The organism is Rathayibacter sp. VKM Ac-2805, assembly GCF_009834265.1.
GTDB lineage: Bacteria > Actinomycetota > Actinomycetes > Actinomycetales > Microbacteriaceae > Rathayibacter.
In genome coordinates this window covers 1,805,581-1,823,446 of record NZ_CP047185.1, presented here as the reverse complement: position 1 = coordinate 1,823,446, position 17,866 = coordinate 1,805,581, and the positions used below count along the sequence as shown (strand labels likewise).

Here is a 17,866-nt window from a genome sequence, read left to right as displayed (position 1 = left end):
CGCGGTACTCTGGCTCCCGGCCCGGGCACCGCGGGCCCCAGACGGCTCTTCCGGAGGAGTTCTCTCGTGCGCATCCACATCGCCACGGACCACGCAGGGCTGGACTTCAGCCGTCACCTGATCGAGCACCTCGGCGCCGCCGGTCACGACGTGATCGACCACGGCCCCACGTCCTACGACCCGCTGGACGACTACCCGTCCTTCTGCATCAACGCCGCCGCCGCGGTCGTCCGCGATCAGGAGGCGGGGGTCGAGGCCCTCGGCGTCGTCTTCGGCGGCTCGGGCAACGGCGAGCAGATCGCGGCGAACAAGGTCGCGGGCGTGCGCGCGGCGCTCGTGTGGAACCTGAGCACCGCCGTGCTGGCACGCCAGCACAACGACGCGAACGTCATCTCGATCGGGGCCCGCCAGCACTCCGTCGAGGAGGCCACCGGCTTCATCGACGCGTTCGTCGCCGAGCCCTTCACCTTCGAGGAGCGGCACGTGCGCCGCATCGCGCAGCTCGCCGAGTACGAGGCCACCGGCGACATCGCCGGCCGGGTCGTCGACTCCGCCGCGAAGGAGCGCTGAGTGCCCGAGGGGCACTCCGTCCACCGGATCGCCCTGCAGTTCGAGCGCGACGTCGTCGGGCACCGCGTCGCGACCAGCAGCCCCCAGGGCCGCTTCACCGAGGGAGCCGCGCTCCTCGACGGGCGCGAGGTCCTCGAGTCCACGGCCGTCGGCAAGCACCTGCTGCTGCGCTTCGAGGGCGACCTGACGCTGCACGTCCACCTCGGCCTCTACGGCGCGTGGGACTTCCTCGGGCACGTCTCGCCGCTGTTCCCGGACGGGAAGGCCGGCAGCAGCATCGGCGCTCCCCGGCGCCGCCGCGCCGTGCGCCTCTCCGAGACGGAGCACGAGACCGACTCCGACCTCGACGAGTTCCCGCCGCCGCCCGTGGGCGCGGTGCGCGTGCGCATCATGACGGAGGAGACGGTCGCCGACCTGCGCGGCCCCACCGCCTGCGAGGTGATGGACCCCGCCCAGGTGGAGGCCCTCCTCGCCCGCCTCGGTCCGGATCCGGCCGTCGACGACTCCGACGAGGCGCGCGACCGCTTCGTGAACCGGCTCCGCAGGACGGCGACGCCGGTCGGGCTGGTGCTGATGGACCAGTCCGTGGTCAGCGGCATCGGCAACATCTACCGCGCGGAGCTGCTCTACCGCGCCGGCCTCGACCCGCACACTCCCGGCAAGCAGGTGCCGCTGGAGCTCGCACAGGAGCTGTGGCGGGACTGGGCGGACCTGCTCGAGGACGGCATCCGGACCGGGATGATGATCACGCGCCGCGGCCTGACGAAGACCGAGCGCTCGAAAGCCGTCCGCAGCCGCGCCGAGCGCAACTACGTCTACAAGCGCGAGGGCCTGCCCTGCCGCGTCTGCGGCACGAACGTGCTGCTCGAGGAGATCGGCGCGCGCAAGCTCTACTGGTGCCCGGTGTGCCAGTCGTGAGCGCCGGTGGAGAGACGCCGGCCCGGTCCCGCGCCCGCCGAGCCGTCCGCCCCGCGCTCCGCGAGGCCGCCCGATGACCGGCGGTCTCCTGCTCCGGGGCGCCCGCCTCCTCGGCTCGTCCCGACCCGGTGCCGTGCTCCTGCGCGACGGCCGCGTGGAAGCGGTCGGACCGGACGCCGCTGCCGCCCCGGGCGACGAGGTGCGCGACCTCGACGGGCGCTGGGTGCTCCCCGGCCTCTGGGACGAGCACGTCCACTTCTCCCAGTGGGCGATGACGGCACCGCGCCTGGACGTCTCGTCAGCCGACTCGGCCCGCGGAACGGCGGACGCGGTCCGACGTCGCCTGGCGGAGGAGCCCGGTACCGGCACGCTGATCGGCTTCGGCTTCCGCGACGGCCTCTGGCCGGAGCCGCCCACGACCGCGCTCCTGGACGAGGTCTCTCCGGAACGGCCCGTCGTGCTGATCAGCGGCGACCTGCACTGCGCCTGGCTGAACTCCGCCGCGTACCGGCGCTACGCCGTCGCTCCCGAGCCCGAGCTGCTGCGCGAGGACGCCTGCTTCGAGCTCGTCACCGCACTCGGCGCCCTCGGCGACGACGAGCTCGACGCACTCGCCGACGCGGCGGCGCGGCGGGCTGCGGCCCGCGGGGTGGTCGGCGTCGTCGACCTCGAGATGCGCTGGAACGCGGGGGACTGGCCCCGTCGCGTCGACGGCGGAGCACGCTCCCTCCGCGTCGACACCGGCGTCTACCGCGACCACCTCGACCGCGCCCTCGCGGAGGGACTGCGCACGGGCGACGAACTCGACGGCGGTGACGGCCTGCTGCGGATGGGCCCGCTCAAGGTCCTGATCGACGGCTCCCTCAACACGAGGACCGCCTACTGCGTCCACCCCTACGCCGACCACGACGGCTACGGCGTCCTCACCGTGGAGCCCGCCGAGCTGGACGAGCTGCTCGCCCGCGCGGCCGCCGGGGGCATCCGCTCCACCGTGCACGCGATCGGAGACGCCGCGGCGACGCTGGCTCTGGACGCGCTCGGCCGGGTCGGCGGGGGCCGGATCGAGCACGCTCAGCTGCTCGCGGAGACCGACCTTCCGCGGTTCGCCGCGCTCGGCGTGGAGGCCGGAGTGCAGCCCGCGCACGCGCTCGACGACCGCGAGGTGGCGGAGCGGTACTGGCCGGGACGCACCGGCCGGGCGTTCCCGCTGCGCTCGCTGCTCGACTCCGGGGCCCGCGTGGTGCTCGGCTCGGACGCTCCGGTCGCTCCGCTCGACCCGTGGGTCGCGATCTCGGCCGCGGTCGCGCGGGCGCTGCCCGGCGACGAGCCCTGGCATCCGGAGCAGCGGGTGAGCGTCGAGGAGGCGATCGTCGCCTCGACCCGGGTGCGCCGGCTCACGCCCGCGGCCGGCGATCCCGCCGATCTCGTGGTGGTCGACCGCGATCCGCTCGCCGCCGACGCGGGAGCCCTCCGATCCATGCCGGTCGCCGCGACCCTTCTGGCGGGCCGCTTCACGCACGGCGGCTGACCCGCGCCCGTCGCGACACCGGCTGCTCCGGATCGCGCGGACGGGCCCGGGAACGACGACGGCCCGCGGGATCCGAGGATCCGCGGGCCGGTCGAGGCGTGGTGCTCAGCTCTCGCTGACGTGGGCGAAGAGGAACCAGCGGTCCTTCTCGAGGCCGCGGCCGATCTCGATCGCAACGTCCTGGCTGCTCGCGTCGATCTCGGCGAGCTCGGCGATCGCCGTGTTGACGGTCGCGATGGCGACGTCCATCTGGCGGATGATCTCGACGATCGCGTTCTCGGAGCGCTGGAAGCCGGGGGTGAGGGGTTCGGACTGCGTCGCCGAGGCGACGGTCTGGATGCGGGCGTCGACCGGGAGGCCGAGGGCGACGACGCGCTCCGCGGCGAGGTCGGCCCACTCGATGGCGCGGCCGACGATCGCGTCGAGCAGCTCGTGGACGCCGATGAAGTTGGCGCCGCGGACGTGCCAGTGCGCCTGCTTGCCGTTGACGGCGAGCGCGGTCATCTCGACGACGACGGGGCTGAGGAACTGGGCGACTCCGGATGCGACATCCGGGTTCGACGAGGTGAGCGACGTGACGGACGTGGTGGACATCGTCTGGTCCTTTCGAGAGGGGGTGACTGATCGTCAACAGTACGCAGATCCCTCGGCGTCGCAAGGAAGCGCAGGCTCGGCTCAGTCCGGTGAAGGACAGGCTCACCTCGGTCGCGGAGGGGCGTCACGGGGGCTTCCCCCCGGGTGCCCGGAGCCGTGCCGCCGGTACGCTCGACCGGGTCGCGGCGGCGGCGGGAGCGGACAGGAGGCGCGGATGAGCGGAGCATCGACGGCCCTCGGCGAGGCCTCGCGCGCCTACCTCCGGCTCTGGCGCGGACTGCCCCGGGAGGTGCTCGCGCTGGTGGCCGCGATCCCGGTCGCGCTCCTCGGCGCCTTCTGCGCCGGCGTCGCGCTGGCCGTCGCGCTCGGGCTCGTCGGAGTCCTGATCGGCCTGGTGTTCCTGCCCGCCGCCCTCTACACGGCGCGCTTCTTCTCGCGGGTCGCCGTCGGCCTCGACGTGCTGGCCGGACGGCCCGCCGTCCCCCGCCCGCAGTGGCGGCGACCGCCCTCCTCCGTCACTCCGTCGACCTTCGCCCTCTACGGTCCGGTGATCGACGGGCACTACTGGCTCGCTCTCCTGCACACGCTCGTCGTGGCTCCGGTGCTCGCGCTGCTGTCCGGACTGCTCCTCGCGCTGTGGACCTGGGCGGGCCCGGGCACGGTGGCCGCCGCGCTCACGGGGGCCCCCGGTCCGGCCCGCCTGCTGGCAGAGAACGGAGCCGCTCTGCTGGGCGCCCCGCAGCCTCCGGCGGGACTGGTCGCCGCGGCGACGGTCGCCACGACCGTCCTCTTCGTCTCGACCCTGCCGTTCGCCACCCGCGGTCTCTCCCTCCTGCACTGGCTGGTCGACCGTCTCCTGCTCGGCCCGTGGGAGTCGGAGGCGCTCCAGCGCGAGGTCGCCGAGCTGAGCGCCTCCCGCGGCGCAGCCGTCGCCGCCGAGGACCGCGCGGTGCGCCGGCTCGAGCGCGACATCCACGACGGCCCGCAGCAGCGCCTGATCCGGGTGCAGATGGACCTGGCCTCGGCCCGCAACCGACTCGCCGCCGACCCGGAGTCCGCCGCCCGCCTGGTCGACGAGGCTCGCGAGCACGTGCGCGCCGCGCTCGACGAGCTGCGCGCCCTCTCCCGCGGCGTGGCGCCGCCGATCCTGCAGGACCGGGGCTTCGAGGCGGCGGTGCACTCGCTCGCCGAGCTCAGCCCGGTGCCGGTCGAGGTCCTCACCGAGCACCCCGTGGCGGACGTCCCGCCCGAGGTCGAGCGCAGCGTCTACTTCGTCGTCGCCGAGCTGCTCGCCAACGTCTCCAAGCACTCCGGTGCCCGATCGGTGCGGGTGCACCTCGACACCCGCGACTCCGGCACTCCGGGGGAGCGCTGGCTCGACGCCTGGGTGGTGGACGACGGAGTCGGGGGGGCGTCGCCGGTCGCCGGTCACGGTCTCGAGGGCGTCGGCGGGCGCGTCCGGGGCCTGCGCGGGATCCTGAGCGTGGAGTCGCCGGTCGGCGGGCCGACCACGGTCGGGGTGCACGTCCCCTACCGCCCGGCCGCCCTATCCTGAGGGCGTGCCCGTGATCCGCGTCGCCATCGCCGAGGACTCGGTCCTCCTGCGCGAGGGCCTGGTCCGCCTCTTCGAGGACGCGGGGTTCGCCTCCGTCGGCGCCTTCGGGGACGCGGACGCCCTGCTCGCCGATCTGGCGCGGGACCCGGCCGGGGTCGACGTCGCCGTGCTCGACGTCCGGATGCCGCCGACCTTCCGCGACGAGGGCGTCCGCGCGGCGCTGGAGATCCGCCGGCGCTACCCGCAGGTGTCGGTCCTGCTGCTCAGCCAGTACGTCGAGGTCACCTACGCGCAGGAGCTGCTCGGGTCCGGCGACGGCGGACTCGGCTACCTCTTGAAGGACCGGGTCGCCTCCGTGGAGGAGCTGCGCGACGCCGTCGAGCGCGTCGCAGCGGGCGGAACCGTCCTCGACCCGCAGGTCGTCGCCTCGCTCCTGCAGCGCAACCGCGACCCGCTCGCCTCGCTGACCCCGCGGGAGCGGGAGGTGCTGGAGCAGATGGCCCAGGGGCGCACGAACGCGGGCATCGCCTCCGCTCTCTTCGTCGGCGTGGGCGCCGTGGAGAAGAACGTGACCGCGATCTTCCAGAAGCTCGGGCTCGAGGACTCGGGCTCCGACCACCGGCGGGTGCTGGCGGTCCTCGCCTTCCTGCGCGCCGGGCGCTGACCACCGGAGAAGAGGAGAACCCGATGCCGTCGAGTCCTGCGGAGGGCGCCCGCGTCCTCGCCCTGACCGGGGGACGCGCCCCGGAGATCGCCGACACCGCGTGGGTCGCTCCGGGCGCCACCGTGATCGGCTCCGTGCGCCTGGGGGAGCGGGCGAGCGTCTGGTACGGCGCCGTCCTGCGCGCCGAGCACGCGCGGATCGAGCTCGGCGCCGGCAGCAACCTCCAGGACGGCGTCGTCGTCCACGTCGACGCCGACTACGACGCGGTCATCGGCGCCGGAGTCTCGGTCGGGCACAACGCCGTGCTGCACGGCTGCACCCTCGAGGACGACGTGCTGGTCGGAATGAGCGCGACCGTCCTGAACGGGGCCGTCGTCGGCACCGGCTCGCTGATCGCCGCGGGCGCCGTCGTCCTCGAGGGGACGGTCGTCCCGCCGGGCTCGCTGGTGGCGGGCGTCCCCGGGAGGGTCCGGCGGGAGCTGACGGAGGAGGAGCGCGAGGGCATCCGCCGGAACGCCGCCTCGTACCTCGCCCTGACGGAGGAGCACCGCGGCGCGGTCGGCTGAGCACGCCCGGAACGCCTCGGAACGACGAAGAGCCCCGGACATCCGGGGCTCTTCGAGAGGAGAGGGGCTGACGAGAATCGAACTCGCATCATCTGTTTGGAAGACAGAGGCTTTACCACTAAGCTACAGCCCCGGATCGGCGGCCTGACGACCGCGAACCGGTGCGACCGGGTCTCTCGACCGGGCACCAGGACAGCGTAGTACATCGCGCGAGCACCGTGGACACCCCGGTCGTCCTCCGCCGCGCGGTTCCGGTCGCCGCTGCCGCGGTGCAGTACACTTGCGAAGGCCATTTCGGCGTGTCGCGCAAGCGCACGTGCGGGGACGGCTCGACGAGAGTCTCACGCACGGTGCCCAGGCCCGCGCATCCGGGGCGTAGCTCAGCTTGGCTAGAGCGCCCGCTTTGGGAGCGGGAGGTCGCAGGTTCGAATCCTGTCGCCCCGACCACGAGTACTCATCGTGACGACATCGACCCGTGACGACCGTCATCCGGCGCCGACACCAACCAGCACAGGAGATCCCCTCACGTGAAGACCACGGTAGAACAGCTGAGCCCGACCCGCGTGAAGCTCGCGATTTCGGTCACCCCGGACGAGCTCGGCCCCAGCATCACGCACGCCTACGGCCACATCGCCGAGCAGATCAACGTCCCCGGCTTCCGCAAGGGCAAGGTCCCGCCCGCCATCGTCGACCAGCGCGTCGGCAAGGCCGCGGTGCTCGAGCACGCGGTCAACGAGGGCCTCGACGGCTTCTACCGCGAGGCCGTCCGCGAGACCGAGGTCCGCCCCCTGGGCCGCCCCCAGGCCGACATCGTCGCCTGGCCGAGCGACAAGGACTTCACCGGCGACCTCGAGCTCGCCATCGAGGTCGACGTGCGCCCCGAGATCACCGTCCCGGACTACGACGGCATCGAGCTCACCGTCGAGGCGGCCGAGGTCACCGACGCCGACGTCGACGCCGAGCTGGACAAGCTCCGCAGCCGCTTCGGCACCCTGGTCACCGTGGACCGCCCGGCGAAGACCGGCGACTTCGCGCAGATCGACCTGGTCGCCTCCATCGACAGCGTCGAGGTCGACACCGCCAACGCCATCTCGTACGAGCTCGGCTCGGGCGAGCTGATCGAGGGCATCGACGAGGCGCTCGACTCGCTCACCGCGGGCGAGAGCACCACGTTCACCGCTCCGCTGCTCGGCGGCGACCACGCCGGCGAGCAGGCCGAGATCGCCGTCGCGCTCACCGCCGTCAAGGAGCGCGAGCTCCCCGAGGCCGACGACGACTTCGCGCAGATCGCCAGCGAGTTCGACACCATCGCCGAGCTGCGCGAGTCGCTCAAGGAGCAGGCCGCTCAGCAGAAGACCTTCGGCCAGGGCGGCGAGGCCCGCGAGAAGCTCGTCGAGGCGCTGCTCGCCCTCGTCGAGGTGCCCGTGCCCGCCGGTCTCGTCGAGGACGAGGTGCACCGCCACCTCGAGGGCGAGAACCGCCTCGAGGACGACGAGCACCGCGCCGAGGTCAAGGAGGCCAGCGAGAAGACCTTCAAGACGCAGATCCTCCTCGACCACGTCGTCGAGCAGGAGAAGGTCCAGGTCAGCCAGGACGAGCTCACGCAGTACCTCATCCAGGGTGCGGCGCAGTACGGCATGGAGCCGAACGAGTTCATCAAGATCCTGTCCGAGAACAACCAGATCGGCCAGATGGTCGGCGAGGTCGCCCGCAACAAGGCGCTCGCGATCGTCCTCGGCAAGGCGAAGGTCACCGACACCGAGGGCAACGCCGTCGACCTGACCGCGTTCACCGCGGTCCCCGGTGACGACGAGGCCGTCGAGGCCTCCGACGAGGCCGTCGCCTCGGACGAGACCGAGGTCGCGGAGGAGGCTCAGGCCGCCGCCGACGCCGAGGTCCCCGCCGAGCCCGTCGCCGAGGAGCCCGCCGCCGAGGAGGAGCCCGCCCCGGCCCCCAAGAAGAAGCGCGCGCCGGCCAAGAAGAAGGCCGCCGCTCCCGCCGAGGAGACCCCGGCCGCGGAGTAGTCCCCGCGAGCACGTCAGGAGCCGCCCCCCGATCCGTCGGAGGGCGGCTCCTCTCGTTGCGGGGCTCCGGTCCGCCCCGGGCGAACACGGGCGACTCCCGCTCCGCCCCGGGCGAACACGGCCGGATCGGCCTGGCGGCGTCCGATAGATTCGCCTCCGAAGCGACAACTGAAACGGAGCAATACATGGCCGACATGGTTATGCCCAACAGTGTTTTCGACCGCCTGCTCAAGGACCGGATCATCTGGCTCGGTTCCGAGGTGCGCGACGAGAACGCGAACGAGATCGCCGCGAAGCTCCTGCTCCTGGCAGCCGAGGACTCCGAGCGGGACATCTACCTCTACATCAACTCGCCCGGCGGCTCCATCACCGCGGGCATGGCGATCTACGACACGATGCAGTTCGTCCCGAACGACATCGTGACCGTGGGCATCGGGATGGCGGCCTCCATGGGCCAGCTGCTCCTCACCGCCGGAACCCAGGGCAAGCGCTACATCACCCCGAACGCGCGGGTGCTCCTCCACCAGCCGCACGGCGGCTTCGGCGGCACGGCCTCCGACATCCAGACCCAGGCGCAGCTCATCCTCGACATGAAGAAGCGCCTCGCCGAGATCACCGCCAAGGCGACCGGCAAGACCGTCGAGCAGGTCAACGAGGACGGCGACCGCGACCGCTGGTTCAGCGCCGAGGAGGCCCTCGCCTACGGCTTCGTCGACCACATCCGCTCGTCGGCGACCGACGTGGCCGGCGGTGGCGGAACCGCCATCGACGAGTAGTCCAGCGAACGCGCCGAGAGATCAGGAACAGACAATGACCACACCCACCTTCGGCGGAACGGCGTTCGGCTCCGGAGCCGCACCGTCCTCGCGCTACATCCTCCCCACGTTCGAGGAGCGCACGGCCTACGGCTACAAGCGCCAGGACCCGTACGCCAAGCTCTTCGAGGACCGCATCATCTTCCTCGGCGTCCAGGTCGACGACGCCTCCGCGGACGACATCATGGCCCAGCTCCTCGTGCTCGAGAGCCAGGACCCGGACCGCGACATCGTCATGTACATCAACTCGCCCGGTGGCTCCTTCACCGCGATGACGGCGATCTACGACACGATGCAGTACATCCGCCCGCACATCCAGACGGTCGTGCTCGGCCAGGCCGCCTCGGCCGCCGCCGTGCTCACCGCCGCGGGAACGCCCGGCAAGCGCCTCGCGCTGCCGAACGCGCGCATCCTCATCCACCAGCCCGCCGTGCAGCAGGGCGGGGGCCAGGCCTCGGACATCGAGATCCAGGCCGCCGAGATCATGCGCATGCGCGAGTGGCTCGAGGAGACGCTGTCGCACCACTCGAACCGCTCGATCGAGCAGGTCAAGAAGGACATCGACCGCGACAAGATCCTCGGCGCGAGCGACGCGCTCGAGTACGGGCTGATCGACCAGGTGCTCACCAGCCGCAAGAGCCTCCCGGCTCTCACGGCGTAGGGCGTCCAGGAGGGGCCGGGTGGCGGAGCGATCCGCCGCCCGGCCCCTCTCTGCGTCCTCCGTCGCCGTAGCAAAGCGCCACACGAGGCGCAAGGCACGGCGAATCCGGCCCGCCTGCCGAGCCCTCGCGGCTCAGCGGCTAGGCTCGGAGCAGTGTCAGGGGGCTCGTCCCGCTCGCACCGGCCGGAGCTCCGGGCTCCGTTGCACGACCGACCGACGCACGACAGACGCACGACAAGGAAGTGGGGCATCCCCGTGGCACGTATTGGCGAAAGCGCCGACCTGCTGAAGTGCTCCTTCTGCGGCAAGAGCCAGAAGCAGGTCCAGCAGCTCATCGCGGGACCGGGCGTCTACATCTGCGACGAGTGCGTCGAGCTCTGCAACGAGATCATCGAGGAGCGCCTCTCCGAGTCGAGCGAGGAGACGAGCCACGAGTTCGACCTCCCGAAGCCGAAGGAGATCTTCGGCTTCCTCGAGGAGTACGTGATCGGGCAGGAGCAGGCCAAGAAGGCCCTCGCCGTCGCCGTGTACAACCACTACAAGCGCGTGCGCGCCCGCAACACCATCACCGCCGCCGACGCGATCCACGACGAGGTCGAGATCGCCAAGAGCAACATCCTGCTCATCGGCCCCACGGGCTGCGGGAAGACCTACCTCGCCCAGACCCTCGCGAAGCGCCTCAACGTGCCCTTCGCCGTCGCGGACGCCACGGCCCTCACCGAGGCGGGCTACGTCGGCGAGGACGTCGAGAACATCCTCCTCAAGCTCATCCAGGCCGCCGATTACGACGTCAAGCGTGCCGAGACCGGCATCATCTACATCGACGAGGTCGACAAGATCGCGCGGAAGGCCGAGAACCCCTCGATCACGCGCGACGTCTCGGGCGAGGGAGTGCAGCAGGCGCTGCTCAAGATCCTCGAGGGCACCGTCGCCTCCGTGCCCCCGCAGGGCGGGCGGAAGCACCCGCACCAGGAGTTCATCCAGATCGACACGACGAACGTCCTCTTCATCGTCGCCGGCGCCTTCGCCGGACTCGAGGACATCATCTCGTCGCGGGCGGGCAAGCGCGGCATCGGCTTCGGCGCCCCGCTGCACAACAAGGAAGACGAGATCAACATATTCAGCGAGGTCCTCCCGGAGGACCTGCACAAGTTCGGGCTGATCCCCGAGTTCATCGGGCGCCTCCCCGTCGTCACGACGGTCACGCAGCTGGACCAGGTCGCGCTCATGCAGATCCTCACCGAGCCGCGCAACGCGCTCGTGAAGCAGTACCAGCGGATGTTCGAGATCGACGGCGTCGAGCTCGAGTTCGACCGGGGCGCTCTCGAGGCCATCGCGGACCTGGCGGTCCTCCGTCAGACCGGCGCCCGCGGACTGCGCGCGATCCTCGAGGAGGTGCTCGGCCCGATCATGTTCGAGGTGCCCTCCTCGGACGAGGTGGCGCGCGTCGTCGTCACCCGCGCCGCGGTGCTCGACAACGCGGCCCCGACGATCGTGCCCCACGCTCCCCGTCGCCAGGAGAAGAGCGCCTAGTCGCTCCCCGCCCCGCTCTGCCAGTTCACCGCGATTGGCCCGGCGGATCGTCGGGCGAGGCGCTCCTGCTTCCCTAACCTGGCGGAGCGCGCCGACGGCGCGTCCGGTCGCCTCGGTGCCGGTCGATCCTCCGGGAGGCTCCGCCATCGTCCAGCCGCTGCTCGCCGGGATCGTCGCCGCCCTGACCGGCTTCTCGAGCTCGTTCGCGATCGTGCTCGCCGGGGTGGTCGCGGTGGGCGCCACCGACGTGCAGGCAGCCTCGGGCCTCCTCGCCGTCTGCGTGCTGCAGGGGGTCCTCTGCATCGTGCTGAGCATCCGCTACCGCGTGCCGATGACTTTCGCCTGGAGCACGCCGGGAGCCGCCCTGCTGGCCGCGACCGCGACGCTCCCAGGTGGTTTCGACCGCGCGGTCGGGGCGTTCCTGGTCGCCTCCGCTCTGCTGGTGGTCACCGGGCTGTGGCCGGCGCTCGGGAGGCTCGTCGCGCGCATCCCGCGGCCGCTCGCGAACGCCATGCTCGCGGGCATCCTGTTCCCGCTCGTCCTGGCGCCGGTGCGCGCGGCGGTCGAGATCCCCGCGCTCGCGCTGCCGGTGATCCTGCTCTGGCTGCTGCTCCTGCGGCTCCTGCCCCGCTGGGCGGTGCCGGCCGCGATCGCCCTGGCGATCGTGCTGCTGATCGTGACGGACGGCGCGGCACTCGCCGGTGCGCCGCTGCTCCCCGTGCCGCAGTTCGTCGCTCCGGTGTTCGAGATCGGAGCGATGGTCGGGATCGGCCTGCCGCTCTACGTGGTCACCATGGCCGGGCAGAACATCCCGGGCATCGCGGTGCTGACGAGCTTCGGCTTCGCGGCCCACTCGCGTCCCGGGATCGTCTCGACCGGTGCTCTCTCCGGGGTCTCGGCGATCTTCGGCGGCGTGCCGATCAACTACGCCGCGCTCAGCGCCGCGCTGACCGCGGGTCCCGAGGCCTCGCCGCGGCCGGAGCAGCGCTGGGTCGCCTCGGTCTCGGCGGGCGCCTCCTACCTCGTGCTGGGCGTGTTCGCCGGAGCGGCCGCCGCGCTGGTGTCCTCCGCGAGCCCGCTGCTGATCGAGGCGGTCGCCGGTCTGGCGCTGCTGGGGGTGTTCGTGTCGGCGGTGCAGGCCGCTGTGGAGGACGCGCGGATGCGGCTGCCGGCGGCGGCGACGCTCCTGGTCACCGCCTCCGGCACGACCATCGCGGGGATCGGATCGGCGTTCTGGGGCCTGGTCGTGGGACTCGTCCTCCTCGCCTGGCTCGTCCCCCGGCGCCGCTAGAGGAGGCCGCGGCGCGCGAGCAGCGGCTCGGTCCGCGCATCCCGCCCGCGGAACGCGCGGTACGCGTCGAGCGGATCGCGGGAGCCGCCGAGCTCGAGCACCCCGCGGCGGAAGCGCTCGCCCGCCGAGCGGTCGAGGCCGCCGTTCTCCTCGAACCACTCGACCGTGTCCGCGTCGAGGATCTCGCTCCAGATGTAGGAGTAGTAGCCCGCGGAGTAGCCGCCGGAGAAGACGTGCGCGAAGTACGTGCTGCGGTAGCGGGGCGGCACGGCGGGAAGGAGGAGGCCCGCGCCGTCGAGCACGTCGCGCTCGAAGGCGGCCGCGTCGCGCGGCTCGACCGGGGCCGGCAGGGAGTGCCAGGCGAGGTCGAGCAGGGCGGACGCCAGGTACTCGCTCGTCGCGAAGCCCTCGCCCCACAGCGCGGACGCCTCGAGGCGCTCGACGGTCCCCGCGGGCAGGGCCTCGCCGGTCTCGACGTGGCGGGCGTACTCGGCGAGGAGCCCGGGGCGGCGCACCCACGTCTCGTTCACCTGGCTCGGGAACTCGACGAAGTCCCGGAACACCGCGGTACCGGCGAAGCGCGGGTACCGCGTGCTCGCGAACAGGCCGTGCAGGGCGTGCCCGAACTCGTGGAAGAGCGTCTCCACCTCGTCGAGGCTGAGAAGGGCGGGCTCGCCCGGGCCCGGAGCCGACAGGTTCAGGTTGTTCACGACGACGGCGGAGTCGCCGAGCAGCGAGGTGCGGCTGGACAGGGAGTTCATCCACGCCCCGCCGCGCTTCGAGTCGCGGGTGAAGGGATCGAGCAGGAACAGGCCCAGCGGCGTCCCGTCCTCCTCGTGCACCTCGAACACGCGGACGTGCTCGCTGTAGCCGGCCAGGTCGCTCCGCTCCGAGAAGCGGACGCCGTAGAGACCGGTGGCGGCGGCGAACACGCCGTGCCGGAGCACCCGCTCCAGCTCGAAGAAGGGACGCAGTGCGCTGGAGTCGACGGAGTAGCTCTCCGACCGCACGCGCTCCTCGTAGTAGGCGCGGTCCCACGCCTCGATCGTGAAGCGCGGCGCTCCGGTGGCGTCGTGCTCGGCGTCGGCGGAGGCCTGCATCCGCTCGAGCTCGATCCTCGCGTTCCGGGCGGCGGGAGCGGCGAGCTCGCGCAGCAGCGACAGGACGCGCTCCGGCGAGCCCGCGGTCTGGCCCGAGATCACGAACTCGGCGTGCGAGGCCGCGCCCAGCAGAGCTGCGCGCTCGGCCCGCAGCGCGACGATGCGCTGCAGGGTCGCGGTGGTGTCGTGCGGCCCGCCTTCCGCACCGCGGCCGACAGAGGCGCGCAGGACGCGCTCGCGGACGCCGCGTTCGCGCAGACGCGCGAGCCAGGGGTGGCCGGAGTAGAGGGGCAGGGTGATCAGCCAGCCGTCGACACCGCGGTCGGCGGCGGCGCGCGCGGCGGCCGAGACGTCGGACTCGTCGAGCCCGTCGAGGCCGGCGACGTCCTCGAGGAGGACCGCCCGGTCGTTCGACTCGGCGAGCAGGTCCTTCTCGAAACGCGTGGTCAGGGTCGAGAGCTGCTCGTTCAGCTCGCCGAGCCGTGCCTTCCCCACGTCGTCGAGGAGCGCACCGGAGCGCTCGAACCCGGTGATCCTCCGCTCGAGGAGGTAGGCCGTCTCGGCGTCGAGGTCGAGCTCCGACGACTGCTCGGCGAGGGTGCGGAGCCGGGCGAACAGGCGCGGGTCGAGGCTGATCGCATCGCTGTGGGCCGAGAGCAGCGGAGCGAGCTCGGCCTCCAGAGCGTCGGTGAGCGGAGTGCGGTCGGAGGCGGCGACGGTGAAGAAGACGGCGCTCACCCGGCGCAGCTCGCGCCCCGCCCGCTCGAGGGCGACGAGGGTGTTCTCGACGGTCGGCGGCTCGGAGGCGCCGGCGATCGCGTCGATCTCGGCGCGGTGCCGGCGGAGGGCCTCGAGGAACGCCGGGCGGTAGGCCTCGGGGTCGACGGCGGCGAAGTCGGGGAGCCCGTGGGGGAGTCCGCTCGGCTCGAGCAGGACGGCGACGGGATCGGGTGCGCTCATCCTGCGAGCCTAGAGCGCGAGCGGGGGAGAGGGCTCCGGCTCAGGATCGCGGGACGCGCGCGCTCACCGGGCTCGGCGACCGCGCCGCGAAGGGGCGTCAGCCCCAGTCGTCGTCGTCCTCGCCCTCCACGCGGCCCTGCGGCTGCGTGATGTAGGCAGCGTCCTCGTCGGGACGGTAGGTGATCGTCGTGCCGTCGTCGAGTTCGAGCACGGGCCTGCCCTCGAGCCAGGTGAGCGTCCAGCGCCAGTCGGCGGTCGCCGTGCCGGCCGCGGCGAGCTCGCCATCGACGTCGCCGACGGCGGTGACGACGATCTCGGGGAGGGTCTGCGGCGGCACCTGGCCGACCGACCAGCGGGTTCCGAGCTGCATGGGAGGGGTCCTCTCGACGGTGGGGAGGGAGGCGGGACCATTCCCGCCTCCCGGGAGCGGCGCTACGCCTCGGTCTCGAGCTCGATGCCGACCGCGAGGGCGTCGCCCTCGGCGAAGTCGAGCGCCGCGATCCTGCCGACGGCCGCGAGGTCTCCCGCGGCGAGCCGGAGGGACGCGACGAGCTCGGCGGGCGCCGTCACCAGTGCGGAGCGGGCCGGCGTCTTCTGCGAGGCCTTCGCATCGGTCTTCGCGCGCCGGATGGCCGTGAGGACCGAGCTCGCCGCTGCCAGGACAGCGGGGTCGCCGCCCAGGCCCTCGACGGCCGGCCAGGGGCGCAGGTGCACCGAGTCGTCGTGCGACCACGACCAGGTCTCCTCCGTCGCGAACGGCAGGAACGGCGCGAACAGGCGCTGGAGGACGTCGAGCGCCCGGTGCAGGGCGGCCGCGGCGGACGCGCCGTCCTCGCTGTACGCGCGCTCCTTCACCAGCTCCAGGTAGTCGTCGCAGAACGTCCAGAAGAACGCCTCCGTCGTCTCGAGGGCGCGGGCGTGGTCGTAGTTCTCGAGCGCCGTCGTCGCGTCGGCGACCACGGTGTCGAGGGTGGCCAGCATGCTGAGGTCGAGCGGGTCGGTGACCTCGGCGCCCTCGGCGAGAGGGAAGCCGTGGATGAACTTCGCCGCGTTGAGGATCTTGATCGCCAGTCGGCGGCCGATCTTGATCTGCGTCGGGTTCTGCGGGTCGAAGGCCGCGTCGGTGCCCAGGCGCGAGGAGGCGGCCCAGTAGCGGACCGCGTCCGAGCCGTGCTGCTCGAGCATCGCGGCGGGAGTGACCACGTTGCCCTTCGACTTCGACATCTTCTTGCGGTCGGGGTCGACGATGAAGCCGGAGACGGTCGCCGTGCTCCACGGGGCGCGGCCGTCCTCGAGCTGCGAGCGCAGGAGGGTCGAGAAGAGCCAGGTGCGGATGATGTCCTGGCCCTGCGGGCGCAGGTCGTAGGGAGCGACCAGCTGCCAGAGCTCGTCGTCGCGCTCCCAGCCGCCCGCGAGCTGCGGGGTCAGCGAGGAGGTCGCCCAGGTGTCCATCACGTCGAGCTCGCCCTGGAAGCCGCCCACCGCTCCGCGCTGGTCCTCCGTGTAGCCGGGGGCCGGGTCGCTGGAGGGATCCACCGGCAGCGCCGCCTCGTCCGGCACGATCGGGGAGTCGAAGACGGGGTTGCCGTCGCCGTCGAGCGGGTACCACACCGGGATCGGCACGCCGAAGAAGCGCTGGCGCGAGATCAGCCAGTCGCCGGAGAGGCCGTTCACCCAGTTCTCGTAGCGGACGCGCATGAACTCCGGCACGAAGCGCACGTCGCGGCCGAGCTCCAGCAGGCGCTCCTTGAGCACCGCGTCGCGAGCGCCGTTGCCGATGTACCACTGGCGGGTCGACACGATCTCGAGCGGCTTGTCGCCCTTCTCGAAGAACTTGACCTGGTGCGTGATGGGGCGCGGGTCGCCGACCATCTCGCCGGACTCCTTCAGCAGCGCCACGACGGCCTGCTTCGCGGAGAAGACGGTCTTGCCGGCGAGCTGCTCGTAGGCGGTGTGGCCCGCATCGCTCGTGATCGCGGCGGGAGCCTCCGAGATCAGGCGGCCGTCGAAGCCGATGATCGCGCGGTTGGGCAGGTCGAGCTCGCGCCACCAGACCACGTCCGTGATGTCGCCGAAGGTGCAGATCATCGCGATGCCCGAGCCCTTGTCCTTCTGCGCGAGGTGGTGCGCGAGCACCGGGACCTCGACGTCGAAGAGCGGCGTGCGGACGGTGGTGCCGAACAGCGCCTGGTAGCGCTCGTCGTCGGGGTGCGCGACGAGGGCGACGCAGGCCGGCAGCAGCTCGGGACGGGTCGTCTCGATGAAGACGTCCTCGCCGCCGTCGCGGTGGAAGCCGAGGCGGTGGTAGGCGCCGGGCTGGTCCTTGTCCTCGAGCTCCGCCTGGGCGACGGCGGTCCGGAAGGTGATGTCCCAGAGCGTCGGGGCCTGCGCCTGGTAGGCCTCGCCGCGGGCGAGGTTGCGGAGGAAGGCGCGCTGCGAGGCGGCCTGCGACTCGTCGCCGATGGTCCGGTAGCTCTGCGACCAGTCGACGGACAGGCCGAGGGCCCGCCAGACGTCCTCGAACTGCTTCTCGTCCTCGACGGTGAGGCGCTCGCACAGCTCGACGAAGTTGCGGCGCGAGATCGGCTTCTGGTCGGCGGCCTTGCTGCTCTTGTTGTCGCCGCCCTCGAACGGAGGCGTGAAGCCGGGCTCGTAGGGGAGCGTCGGGTCGCAGCGCACACCGTAGTAGTTCTGCACGCGGCGCTCGGTGGGCAGGCCGTTGTCGTCCCAGCCCATCGGGTAGAAGACGCTCTTGCCGCGCATCCGCTGGAACCGCGCGACGACGTCGGTGTGCGTGTAGGAGAAGACGTGCCCGATGTGCAGCGACCCGGACGCGGTGGGCGGCGGGGTGTCGATCGAGTAGACGTCGGCGCGGGTGAGGCCGGTGCGGTCGAACCGGTAGGTCCCGTCGGTCTGCCAGCGGAGGCCCCACGTGCCCTCCAGGCCCTCGAGGGCGGGCTTCGCGGGGAGGCGGTCGGCGAGGGTCATGATGCTCCGGTTCGCTATGGGCGGCACCGTGTCGGTGGTGATGGTGCCTGGATGGGGGCTCCGGGGCGAGTCGCCCGCCGGCCGCGACGATTCTACCGG

General features: G+C 72.4%; 15 protein-coding genes and 2 tRNA genes. 12 read left to right on the top strand and 5 right to left on the bottom strand.

The window, feature by feature from the left end:
• Window positions 1–66: 66 nt before the first annotated feature.
• The 3 genes from GSU40_RS08455 to GSU40_RS08445 all read left to right on the top strand — a co-directional run bounded on the left by GSU40_RS08455 (window position 67) and on the right by GSU40_RS08445 (window position 3,016).
• Complete coding sequence (locus tag GSU40_RS08455; protein WP_104223700.1) at window positions 67–570, top strand: ribose-5-phosphate isomerase; 504 nt, start codon at window positions 67–69, stop codon at window positions 568–570.
• Window positions 571–1,488: a DNA-formamidopyrimidine glycosylase family protein gene (locus tag GSU40_RS08450; RefSeq protein WP_104328457.1), complete on the top strand. Its 918-nt coding sequence runs from the start codon at window positions 571–573 to the stop codon at window positions 1,486–1,488. It abuts the gene before it with no gap.
• Between the two features lie 73 nt (window positions 1,489–1,561).
• On the top strand, window positions 1,562–3,016 hold the full coding sequence (locus tag GSU40_RS08445; protein WP_160034439.1) for an amidohydrolase family protein: 1,455 nt from the start codon (window positions 1,562–1,564) through the stop codon (window positions 3,014–3,016).
• A gap of 105 nt (window positions 3,017–3,121) precedes the next feature.
• Here the strand turns inward: GSU40_RS08445 and GSU40_RS08440 are convergent, their stop codons facing one another.
• On the bottom strand, window positions 3,122–3,610 hold the full coding sequence (locus tag GSU40_RS08440) for a DNA starvation/stationary phase protection protein (protein ID WP_104226731.1): 489 nt from the start codon (window positions 3,608–3,610) through the stop codon (window positions 3,122–3,124).
• Between the two features lie 214 nt (window positions 3,611–3,824).
• Between GSU40_RS08440 and GSU40_RS08435 the strand changes: the two genes are divergently transcribed.
• The 3 genes from GSU40_RS08435 to GSU40_RS08425 are packed head-to-tail and all read left to right on the top strand — an operon-like array spanning window position 3,825 to window position 6,395.
• Window positions 3,825–5,165: a histidine kinase gene (locus GSU40_RS08435; RefSeq protein ID WP_160034437.1), complete on the top strand. Its 1,341-nt coding sequence runs from the start codon at window positions 3,825–3,827 to the stop codon at window positions 5,163–5,165.
• Window positions 5,166–5,169: 4 nt separating this feature from the next.
• Window positions 5,170–5,829, top strand: a complete 660-nt coding sequence (locus GSU40_RS08430; RefSeq protein WP_104247297.1) for a response regulator transcription factor — start codon at window positions 5,170–5,172, stop codon at window positions 5,827–5,829.
• Between the two features lie 23 nt (window positions 5,830–5,852).
• Window positions 5,853–6,395, top strand: coding sequence for a gamma carbonic anhydrase family protein (locus tag GSU40_RS08425; RefSeq protein ID WP_104223695.1), 543 nt, complete (start codon window positions 5,853–5,855; stop codon window positions 6,393–6,395).
• 62 nt (window positions 6,396–6,457) lie between these two features.
• Here the strand turns inward: GSU40_RS08425 and GSU40_RS08420 are convergent.
• A tRNA-Gly gene (locus tag GSU40_RS08420) sits at window positions 6,458–6,528 on the bottom strand.
• A 236-nt stretch (window positions 6,529–6,764) separates the two neighbouring features.
• Between GSU40_RS08420 and GSU40_RS08415 the strand changes: the two genes are divergently transcribed.
• From GSU40_RS08415 to GSU40_RS08390, 6 genes are all read left to right on the top strand, one after another.
• Window positions 6,765–6,842: transfer RNA gene (locus GSU40_RS08415), tRNA-Pro, on the top strand.
• Window positions 6,843–6,922: 80 nt separating this feature from the next.
• Window positions 6,923–8,419 (top strand): trigger factor, encoded by a 1,497-nt coding sequence (gene tig / locus GSU40_RS08410; protein ID WP_160034435.1) that lies wholly within the window; start codon window positions 6,923–6,925, stop codon window positions 8,417–8,419.
• A gap of 185 nt (window positions 8,420–8,604) precedes the next feature.
• Entirely contained in the window at window positions 8,605–9,195 is a 591-nt protein-coding gene (locus GSU40_RS08405) for an ATP-dependent Clp protease proteolytic subunit (RefSeq protein WP_097165884.1), read from the top strand.
• Window positions 9,196–9,229: 34 nt separating this feature from the next.
• Complete coding sequence (locus GSU40_RS08400) at window positions 9,230–9,895, top strand: ATP-dependent Clp protease proteolytic subunit (protein WP_068253282.1); 666 nt, start codon at window positions 9,230–9,232, stop codon at window positions 9,893–9,895.
• A 255-nt stretch (window positions 9,896–10,150) separates the two neighbouring features.
• Window positions 10,151–11,428 carry an ATP-dependent Clp protease ATP-binding subunit ClpX gene (clpX, locus tag GSU40_RS08395; protein WP_104223693.1) on the top strand — a complete coding sequence of 426 codons (1,278 nt, stop codon included), beginning with the start codon at window positions 10,151–10,153 and terminating at the stop codon, window positions 11,426–11,428.
• Between the two features lie 115 nt (window positions 11,429–11,543).
• Entirely contained in the window at window positions 11,544–12,719 is a 1,176-nt protein-coding gene (locus GSU40_RS08390; protein WP_160034433.1) for a benzoate/H(+) symporter BenE family transporter, read from the top strand.
• Here the strand turns inward: GSU40_RS08390 and GSU40_RS08385 are convergent.
• From GSU40_RS08385 to valS, 3 genes are all read right to left on the bottom strand, one after another.
• Window positions 12,716–14,779, bottom strand: coding sequence for a M3 family metallopeptidase (locus tag GSU40_RS08385; protein ID WP_160034431.1), 2,064 nt, complete (start codon window positions 14,777–14,779; stop codon window positions 12,716–12,718). The two genes, GSU40_RS08390 and GSU40_RS08385, sit on opposite strands and share 4 nt — an antisense overlap.
• Window positions 14,780–14,876: 97 nt before the next feature.
• Entirely contained in the window at window positions 14,877–15,149 is a 273-nt protein-coding gene (locus GSU40_RS08380; protein ID WP_160034429.1) for a hypothetical protein, read from the bottom strand.
• A gap of 62 nt (window positions 15,150–15,211) precedes the next feature.
• The gene (gene valS / locus GSU40_RS08375) at window positions 15,212–17,767 is read right to left on the bottom strand and encodes a valine--tRNA ligase (RefSeq protein ID WP_160034427.1); all 2,556 of its coding nucleotides are present in this window, start codon (window positions 17,765–17,767) and stop codon (window positions 15,212–15,214) included.
• Between the last annotated feature and the right edge of the window lie 99 nt (window positions 17,768–17,866).

Coding starts and splice junctions, on each gene's coding strand:
- GSU40_RS08380 (WP_160034429.1), bottom strand. CDS start 15,149: ATGCAGCTCGGAACCCGCTGGTCGGTCGGCCAGGTGCCGCCGCAGACC.
- GSU40_RS08445 (WP_160034439.1), top strand. CDS start 1,562: ATGACCGGCGGTCTCCTGCTCCGGGGCGCCCGCCTCCTCGGCTCGTCC.
- GSU40_RS08435 (WP_160034437.1), top strand. CDS start 3,825: ATGAGCGGAGCATCGACGGCCCTCGGCGAGGCCTCGCGCGCCTACCTC.
- GSU40_RS08425 (WP_104223695.1), top strand. CDS start 5,853: ATGCCGTCGAGTCCTGCGGAGGGCGCCCGCGTCCTCGCCCTGACCGGG.
- GSU40_RS08400 (WP_068253282.1), top strand. CDS start 9,230: ATGACCACACCCACCTTCGGCGGAACGGCGTTCGGCTCCGGAGCCGCA.
- valS (WP_160034427.1), bottom strand. CDS start 17,767: ATGACCCTCGCCGACCGCCTCCCCGCGAAGCCCGCCCTCGAGGGCCTG.
- GSU40_RS08405 (WP_097165884.1), top strand. CDS start 8,605: ATGGCCGACATGGTTATGCCCAACAGTGTTTTCGACCGCCTGCTCAAG.
- GSU40_RS08440 (WP_104226731.1), bottom strand. CDS start 3,610: ATGTCCACCACGTCCGTCACGTCGCTCACCTCGTCGAACCCGGATGTC.
- GSU40_RS08385 (WP_160034431.1), bottom strand. CDS start 14,779: ATGAGCGCACCCGATCCCGTCGCCGTCCTGCTCGAGCCGAGCGGACTC.